We start from the raw sequence: 8235 nt of genomic DNA on the forward strand, positions 1-8235 counted from the left end.
GGCGTTTCTGGCAGGGCTGAGCCACTCCGAGCCGAAGCTGGCGCTGAGCGCCACCGAAGCCCTCGGCCTGGCACCTCTGGCCGACCGCTGGCTCGCCGATGGTGTCACCGAGCAGGAAGCCCGCTCCCTGCTCACCGCAGGGCTACCACCCGTAGTGCACTGCGCACGCGCCTTCCTCACTAACCGCCTCACACGCAAACTGCCCCCACACCGCACGCGCCCACAGACCTCACCGGCAGCCGCGCCGTTGGCGGAGTGCGTCCAATGCAGGGACCCACTGCCCCGAGGCCGGCAAGCCACCACATGCACCCGCTGCACCGGCACAGCCACCACCCACGTCGCAGCCCCCACCACGGCAGCGACATCCACCCACGTAGCAGCCCTGCGCAGGGCACTACGCGACACACCCTCCGCAGCCCCATCCTCCAAGTGACCCGCTTGCCCCCGGCATCATGGGCCATGTCACCGGGGCACCCGGACTGGCGGGGTGGCACGACAGGCTGGTCGCGGCGGTGTGGGGTCCCCGGCCGTAGATGACGCCCACGGGGGGCAAACGCGTGATCTGGCCGGGCGTCTCATTGGCTGCGCCAGGCCCCTACGCCGAGAGGGAAGGCGACCGTGGCCAGGGCTGGGCAGACCAGTGGGCGGCTCATCGCCGGCCTCCTGCGGCGCGGCGCTGGTCCTTGTTGATGACGTCGTACATCCGCATACCGCGCAGGCCGTGGGGCTGATTTCTTCGGTTGATCAGCCACCGGATGTCGCGCTCGTACGCCGCCGACTTCAGGTAGGGACGAATTAGGGGGCCGTCGACGAGCGGCTCCGCCGAGGGCCTCACGTCGCACGCTCCCGCTGCCGCGTACATCTGAAGGTCCGTGGAGGCGACCGCAGCTGCCCCGAAGTTGTCGATGGCACGAGCGTCGTCCCGCACCTTCACCCACGCCACGCAGTCCAGGCAATCGGGGGCCGGCACCGGCTGTTCGCTGTACGTCTCCGCCAACTGGACGGGGGGGCGTCCGAATTCCTCTCGGTTCGGTCATGCTGTAACTATCGACCGACGGAGAGTGACAATCCACGGGCGTGGACCGGTAGTTCAGGACGGTGATCCGCATAACCACCGGGTGAGCCGGTAGTTAGCCGGCGGGTTCGAGTGATCCCCGAGACCGAAAACGGGGCGTCATGCTGACCGCGGGGACCCGTTCGTCGAGCGGTCCGAGGTGGACCGTTCCCCAGCTTCAGGAGCGGCCTCGGTGGGTAGGCCAACCATCACGCCTCGCCGTCGGCCGGTCCGGCCGGACCGGTTGTGCGGTCCAGACCGGAATCCTCTGCCCCGGGCAGCTCCAGCCTGGCCATCAGCGCGTCGGCGATCGTCGACGCGCGCTCCTTTCCCAGGCCGTGCTGGCTGGCCATCTCCAGCACCGACTTCCGCACCTCGGCTAGCTGTTCACGGGTCAGCGGCGGGACCGTCACGGCTTCAGTCCGCCTGTGGAAGAGCTTGCGCAGCGCGGATCGCGCCCCGCTGGCCGCGCTGTCCACAGCAGCACCCACGATCCGCTGCGCCGCTTGGTGCACCGTCAGCCACACGACGGGAGTTACCAGCGCGGCATCGTCGAGACCGAATCCCAGGGGCTTGCGCCGCCTGCCCCGACCGACCAGCCGCTGTACGGCCGTAGCGTCGTCGAACTCGGCCAACCCCTCCACCAGCGGAAGCTCCTCTGGGGCCACCTCGGTCACCACATCACGGACCACGTCGCGTACTCGCGTCCCATCCGTCGGGACCGTCCAGCCGTCAGACCGAGTTGCTTCGGAACTGGCGCGCCGGGAGCGCCCCTCAGAGGCTGATGGAAGTTCGGGCTGGCTGAGTTGAGAGGCTTGAGGGACTGGTTCGTGGGGGGTTTCCCCGGCCTGCTGTGTGATGGCTTCCGCGGTAGCGGCGATGGCAGTGTCGGAGGCGTCTGGGCAGGCGAGCGAGAGCAGTCCGCGCAGGCGGGCTGCGTGCTCGGCGCGTTCTGCGTCCGTCACCACGTCTCCAGGGTAGGCCGGTGGCTCACAGCGAGTGCCGTTGCCGCTTGACGCAGATGGGGCAGCGGTAGTCTGGCCGGGTGTTGACCGCCAACAGGAATCCGATGGCTTCGTTTTTGGTCCGGCGCACGATGGCTGCGGCGCTGTTCTGCGGGGGTGCTGCCGTTCCCATGATGACCTCGATCAGGTAGGTGAAGTGCTTCTCTGCCCAACTCCAGTCCGGTTCGGCGCCTGAGCCGTTAAGGGGGTGGCGGGCGCCGAAAGCCAGGACTGCGGCCCTGACGGCTTCGCTGCCCTGCTCATGCACCTCGTGCAGGGTGATCACGAGCCACTCCCGGAGGATGGGGGCGGGCCGGGGGGTTCGGCCAGGCGGCGCAGTTCATCCAGGACGTCGCTCAGCTCGCGCGCGTGGTGGGCCTGGATCTGCTCGGTGATGACATAACCGGCCGCAGCGCCGATGATGGCGGGGATCGCAGCCCAGCCCGCGAGGGACAACGGCCAGGCGCACCACGGGGAGCGGACGGCCGCCGGCGAGGTGATCCCGGTCATCACGTCGTAGGCGTTCGCCCAGCCGATCAGGAACCCGTTGAGCACATACAGCCCCGCGCACACCGCCAGCACAACCGTGCCCCGGCTGAGCAACCAGAAGGCGAACCGAGGCAGAGCGTGCCGGTCGGCCCAGCGTGCTCGCAGCCGCTGCCGTCTGCCTGGTGGTGGGGGCCCACCAGCCGGGGGCGCAGATGCGGAGGACACATCACCCACGGTAGACGTCAGATCTTCTACCGACAGGCGAACGGAGACCTCCACGCCAGGAATTGACGTGTACGCCCGCGGTTCACGGCGGGACAGGTCCGGGATACGCCGTCGGCTTGCGCTCGGTGTACTGCTTCACGCACGAGACATGCCGAGCTGCTCCGCCAGGTACTCGACCGCCACCCACGGGACATCGAGCGGGTGCACAGGACCTCCTGATGTGGGGCGTGTCTTCACTGCTCGGTGGGAGGGCCCAGGGTCAGGTTGATGGATCCTTCGCCGTTATTCGATGCGGGCTCTCCCCGGCGGGGAGCGGCTGGCATCGTCACGGTGTAGTCGGAGTCGGGGAAGTGGAGGTGGACCTTGAAGCTCATGACCGGTGTCCTCACTGCTCGTCAGGGTGGTACTTGCGCTTGTGGTTGGCGATGCTGGCGGGGGCTCCCATGTAGGCGGGCTCCGTCTTGCATTGGTCGCAGCGTTCCCAGACCTCGGCGTCGACGGCGGCGTGGGTGACGGAGTGCTGGGGGCCGTAGCCGTGGGCGTGGAGGAACTCGGGTACGGAGCCGCCGTACTTGAGGGCGATGAGGGCGGACTCGGCGGCCTTGTCGTGGCCGGCGGCGAAGAACTTGCCGAGGCCGACTTCTTTGCCGCAGCCGCACCAGCAGTTGCCGGTGGGGATCAGGCGGGGCTTCTTGTCGCTCATGCACTGACCTTGCGGCAATCCTTGAAGGCAAGGCAAGGGTTCAATCCAAGGATTTCAGCGAGGTGAGGGGGCGCCTACTTCGCGTCGCCCCCCCTGAGTCGCGATCAGTTTCTCTAGGTGGGCTTTCCGGCCGCTCACTGCCAGCTCCAGCTGCTCCACGTCCATGCCCGCTCGCCGGTGTCGCTGGGTGCCGGGCTCGCTGTTGGCCAGTCGCTCCCGCGCTTTGGTCAGGGAAGCTTCACGGGCCGCGATGCGACGCTGAACCTGCTCGATGGTCTGCATGGGGTCAGGATGGCGGACCCGCGGGCGCCCTCGGGTCGATTCCTTGGATTCGACGAGCGCCATCCCGACCGTCAGTGGCCGATGACGACTGAAGCTTAGGATCGATCCTGACGAAGAAACGGCAGCACGCTTCCGGTTAGGTGTTCGGGGCATCAGGTCGCCTGACTCCGGATACTCTCTTGAATTCCCGACCGACGGTCGGCCTCAACGCGATTGGGGCAAAAGGGCCCTGATCCGCGCCTAGTTGTCGATAGGCTCGCATCTCCTCGATGACAAGGAGACCTGCCTGATGGGACGCGCCAAGCCTGGGAAGCCGGCCCGTGATCGCCTGATCCGGGAGACGCATGAGCCCCCGCAGCCCTTGCCCGGCTGGCCTGGCAGCCACGTCAGCGCTGAGTTGACTGGCGACGACGAGTTCGAGTGCGTGGTTGTCACGATCCATGGGGTGAAGCACTACGTACATGCCACTACCGCGCGAGAGCTGCAGTCGATGTTGGACGGCGCGCTGAAGGAGTACAACGCCGTGTGCGAGGAGCACGGCGCGCCCCTGGTGTAGCGCGGTCCCGTTGCTCCCGGCGTGTGCTCGCGTCGGGGGCAACGTCATGTCTGGCTCCGGCCTGATCGCGACCGACCGGCGCGGACGCGGAGCCTAGGATCCCGCACGCCAGGCCGATGCGGTTGACTGGCGCCACGCCTGCCTGGTCGAGGCGCGGCAAGCTGGTTCCCGGTCAGACCGGCCTGGCCTCGGTCGATTGCTCGTAAGCAGCCAATTCGTCGGCACTTCCGACGAAGGCCGGGCCGCAGTGTGGTGGCAGACGCTCGACGAATATCGCAACGGCAACCTGTGCGCTGTCTGTCAGGGCGATTCGCGGGCTGCTCCGGCTCGGTCCCTCGACGTAGTACCGGCCGTCTCCCAGAGTGCCGATGTAGGGGATGTTCCAGGTGGGCCGGAACTCCGTGCACCTGCTGAAGTGCAGCTCCCACATCCCGGTCCACGGGTAGAGCTGACGCAGCCGCGGCTCGGCGTGAGCCACTTGCAACAGCTCGGTGAACGGCTCCCGAAGCGGTGATGCCTCCGGCCGGGAGGCTTCACCGGCTTTGCCCAGGATCTTGTGCCAAGCGGCGTCGACGGTGTCGGTCATCCCTAGATTGTGAAGGGCCCAGCCTCGCTCCTCTTCTTGACGGGCCGCTCGGCTCAGCTCAGCGCGTCCATCAGGGCGGTGACGTAGGCATTCAGCCGCTCCGCCACGGCTGGCGTCGTCAGCTCTGTCCTTCCTGCTTCCCGCCATGGCTGCGACACCACCTGCACTTCTTCTGAGCACGCCAGAGCGTCCCGCGCCTGCCAGTACAGCCGCTCGCTCGCGGCTGCGGACAGGACCCCGCCGGCCTCCTCATACGCCTCAGCGAACCGCAGACCCCATGCCGGGCCGTGCAGCAGCGCGAGGTTGGTGGAGCAGTGCGCTACATCGAGGTCCGCCGGGCCCCAGGAGGTCGCTGCCCAGTCGACGACGCCGGTGATCCGGGGACCTGCCGGGCTTGGCGGCACGTCGAACAGTACGTTGCCGGGTTGGAAGTCCCGGTGCAGGAATCGCCCTTGATAGGGCGGAGCGGGCTTGCGGATCACGTTGATCGCCGCGGCCCATGCCGCCGAGTCGGCGGCCTTCGGAGTCACGACGGTGTCGGCGGTCGTCAACGTCGCGTACTCTCGGGGCCGCTCGGCGGGTCGCAGCGCGTGGATCGCCACGAGTTGCCGGGCCAGCAGAGGGACGCGCGTCTCCAGTCCCTCCTCGTCCAGGACTATCCGCCCCGCCAGATGTGTCATCAGGAGCGATGGGTACTCGCAATGCGCGGCGGTCGGATCTACCGCGACCAGTCCAGGAGCCGGCACTCCGGTCCCCGTCAGCAGGGTCAGGGCGTCGGCCTCCCGGTTCAGCCAGTCCTCGGCATGCTCCACGTTCACGAAGCTCCGCAGCACCAGGTATCGGGTGCCTCCCTCACGCATGCCGATGGTCAGCCGCCGCATTTCGGCAGTGATGCCGCCCTGCAGGGCCTCGGTTCTGACGATCCGTTCGCCGGCCTCCAGGTGCCGACTCGCCCAGGCCAGGGTCAACGGTCGGACATCCGCCGCTTCGTCGTGATTGGTCACCGTGCCACCTCATCATCCGGACGTCGGCACCTGCGCAAAAGCTGTCGTTGAAGACCACTGGGGTCACCCTCCGCGACCGCTCCCCATGATCTGTGCCACCCGCCCGCGAACCTGCGCCTTGACGGGCTTAACAGGCCTGCAGGTGAGTTCCCCCGTCCGAGCACGGGTAGTCACTAGCTGTATTGATCACGAGCGTTGTTGACACTCGTGGGTCTTGATCATGGCGAAGACCTCCGGTGTGGTGGAGGTGTCTAGGCTCCACACCACGCACGGAGGTCTTCGTGTCCCACCGTAATGCCCGTCTGAACGTCCATGGCAGGCGACTGCTGGTCGAACGGGTCAGTTATGGCCGTCCGGTTGCCCGTGTCGCAGCTGAGATGGGCATATCCCGCACGACGGCCTACAAGTGGGTCCGGCGGGCACCACCGAGGGCGAGCCCGGCCTGCATGACCGCCCCAGCCGTCCCAAGACGACGCCGCACCGCACCCCCGCCGGCACAGAGGCCCGGGTGTGCCGGCTGCGACAGGACCGGAAGCTGGGCCCCGCACGGACCGGTCCGATCCTGGACCTGCCCGCCTCGACAGTGCACCGCATCCTGAGCCGCCACGGCCTGAATCGCCTCTCCATCCTGGACCGGCCCACCGGGCAGGCCATCCGCCGCTACGAACGCGAGAGGCCCGGCGAGCTGATCCACGTCGACGTGAAGAAGCTCGGCCGAATCCCAGACGGCGGCTGGCGGATACACGGCAGGCCCGCTGCACGTGCCGCCCGCCCCGAAAGCCGCCGCACCACCGGCTTCGACTACATCCACTCCGCCGTCGACGACCACACCCGCCTCGCCTACAGCGAGGTCCACCGCAACGAGAAAGCCGCCACCTGCGCGGCCTTCCTCGACAGAGCTGCCACGTTCTTCCAGAGCGTGGGAATCGACCGCATCGAACGTGTCCTGACCGACAACGCCTGGCCCTACCGCAAGAGCCTCGCCTGGCACGACGCCCTTGCCCGTCTCGGCGCCACCGGCAAACTCACCCGCGCCTACCGGCCACAGACCAACGGCAAAGTCGAACGCTTCAACCGCACCCTGCTCGACGAATGGGCCTACCTACGGCCCTACACCAGCAACGACGAACGCACCGCCGCCCTGGACACCTTCCTGCACATCTACAATCACCACCGATGCCACACCGCACTCGGAGGCCAACCCCCGATCAGCCGCGTGAACAACCCTGCGGATCAATACAACTAGCGCCTGGCGAATCTGCGGACAACCGGCTCGAGGTAGTCCACTTGGGGCCCGCCGAGGCCGACCAGCTCGGCCGGGGAGCGGATCAGAGAGATCTGGTCCAGTTCCGGTTCCTGGCCCAGGGCTGTCTCCGAGGACACCAGCGATGCGAAGAGCTCGTGCAGCAGCGCGGCCGGCCGGCAAGGAGCAAGGAACAACACTCCGATGGTGCCGTTCTCGCCGCGCGTGACAACCCACAATGTCAGGTCCTCTGGTGCAGTGGCTGCACCGGTCTCCTCGACCAGTTCCCGGGCAGCGTGCCGGCGCAGCGCAGCCAGATCGAGCGGCTCGTGGGCAGGTGGCGGTTCCATGGAACCGCCCGGCAGTTGCCAGCGGCCGGGCGCAGCCGTTGACGACGCCATCCGCGCCACCAGCAGACAGCCGTCATCAGTTGGCTGCAGGACACTGACGAACAGGGACGGTAGCCAGGTAGCGCCCGGCACCCGACGCAAGGCGTAGTGCCGGTAGGTCGTCCTTGCCCACGAGAGGACCAAGCGGCGTGGGCCATCCCAGCCGAGTGCTGCACACGCCACCACTGGCCCGTCGAAGAGGCTCGGATTGGACGCAACTGCCTCCTCCCAAGCGTGGTTCATGGCCAGCCGATCTGCGGTTGGCACCAAAGGCATGGCAGCTTCCACCAGCCGGACCTCATGAACCTCCAGGAGCTCAACGCCGGAGGCATGCGATGGTGACTTGGGCATTGGCTCATGCTGGCACGCTTGCTACCGGGTACCCAGGAGCAGCCGTCCTTGCGTCGCCGGTCCGGCACCGGAGCTCTTCTCGCAATCCGGCGCCCGATCAGCTCTGGCACGAGCAAGATGGTGGGGGAGTGGGCGCAGCGTTTCGACCGCGGGGAGACGGCTCGACGCAACGTGTCACCCACCAGGGGGAGTCCGAGGGAGCGCGTGGCGGGGCCTCCTAGGGCGTGTCCGCAAAGTCGGTTAGTCGTTGCTCTGTTCGTGGTGTGTCGTCATGAACTGTCTGATCAGGCATGGGCTGTGATCAAGCCGTTGCTGGCCCCGCCTCGGATGGGGCGTCCGGTGCGGGATC

The 8235-nt window shown here is 67.7% G+C and carries 10 protein-coding genes and 1 pseudogene; 1 reads left to right on the forward strand and 10 read right to left on the reverse strand.

From position 1 onward, the window contains the following. Window positions 1–649: 649 nt before the first annotated feature. From ACH4FH_RS38635 to ACH4FH_RS38675, 9 genes are all read right to left on the reverse strand, one after another. Window positions 650–943, reverse strand: a complete 294-nt coding sequence (locus ACH4FH_RS38635) for a hypothetical protein (RefSeq protein WP_398560660.1) — start codon at window positions 941–943, stop codon at window positions 650–652. Between the two features lie 320 nt (window positions 944–1263). Further along, window positions 1264–1731: a hypothetical protein gene (locus tag ACH4FH_RS38640; protein WP_398560661.1), complete on the reverse strand. Its 468-nt coding sequence runs from the start codon at window positions 1729–1731 to the stop codon at window positions 1264–1266. A 313-nt stretch (window positions 1732–2044) separates the two neighbouring features. After that, complete coding sequence (locus tag ACH4FH_RS38645) at window positions 2045–2344, reverse strand: hypothetical protein (protein ID WP_398560662.1); 300 nt, start codon at window positions 2342–2344, stop codon at window positions 2045–2047. After that, window positions 2341–2772, reverse strand: a complete 432-nt coding sequence (locus ACH4FH_RS38650) for a DUF6313 family protein (protein ID WP_398560663.1) — start codon at window positions 2770–2772, stop codon at window positions 2341–2343. Before ACH4FH_RS38650 ends, ACH4FH_RS38645 begins: the two co-directional genes overlap by 4 nt. 233 nt (window positions 2773–3005) lie before the next feature. Then, window positions 3006–3146, reverse strand: coding sequence for a hypothetical protein (locus ACH4FH_RS38655; RefSeq protein ID WP_398560664.1), 141 nt, complete (start codon window positions 3144–3146; stop codon window positions 3006–3008). Between the two features lie 11 nt (window positions 3147–3157). After that, on the reverse strand, window positions 3158–3475 hold the full coding sequence (locus tag ACH4FH_RS38660; RefSeq protein ID WP_398560665.1) for a hypothetical protein: 318 nt from the start codon (window positions 3473–3475) through the stop codon (window positions 3158–3160). A gap of 54 nt (window positions 3476–3529) precedes the next feature. Beyond that, entirely contained in the window at window positions 3530–3757 is a 228-nt protein-coding gene (locus ACH4FH_RS38665) for a hypothetical protein (RefSeq protein ID WP_398560666.1), read from the reverse strand. Window positions 3758–4485: 728 nt separating this feature from the next. Beyond that, the gene (locus ACH4FH_RS38670) at window positions 4486–4899 is read right to left on the reverse strand and encodes a DUF6193 family natural product biosynthesis protein (protein ID WP_398560667.1); all 414 of its coding nucleotides are present in this window, start codon (window positions 4897–4899) and stop codon (window positions 4486–4488) included. Window positions 4900–4952: 53 nt separating this feature from the next. Then, window positions 4953–5903 carry a phosphotransferase family protein gene (locus ACH4FH_RS38675; protein ID WP_398560668.1) on the reverse strand — a complete coding sequence of 317 codons (951 nt, stop codon included), beginning with the start codon at window positions 5901–5903 and terminating at the stop codon, window positions 4953–4955. 281 nt (window positions 5904–6184) lie between these two features. On the opposite strand from ACH4FH_RS38675, the pseudogene ACH4FH_RS38680 reads away from it, so the two are divergent. Next, a pseudogene (locus ACH4FH_RS38680) lies at window positions 6185–7149 on the forward strand (IS481 family transposase). On the opposite strand, the gene ACH4FH_RS38685 reads toward ACH4FH_RS38680, so the two are convergent. After that, the gene (locus ACH4FH_RS38685; RefSeq protein ID WP_398560669.1) at window positions 7146–7886 is read right to left on the reverse strand and encodes an NUDIX domain-containing protein; all 741 of its coding nucleotides are present in this window, start codon (window positions 7884–7886) and stop codon (window positions 7146–7148) included. The pseudogene ACH4FH_RS38680 and the gene ACH4FH_RS38685 sit on opposite strands and share 4 nt — an antisense overlap. Window positions 7887–8235 lie beyond the last annotated feature (349 nt).

Source organism: Streptomyces sp. NPDC017993 (assembly GCF_044328065.1).
Classification (GTDB): Bacteria; Actinomycetota; Actinomycetes; order Streptomycetales; family Streptomycetaceae; genus Streptomyces.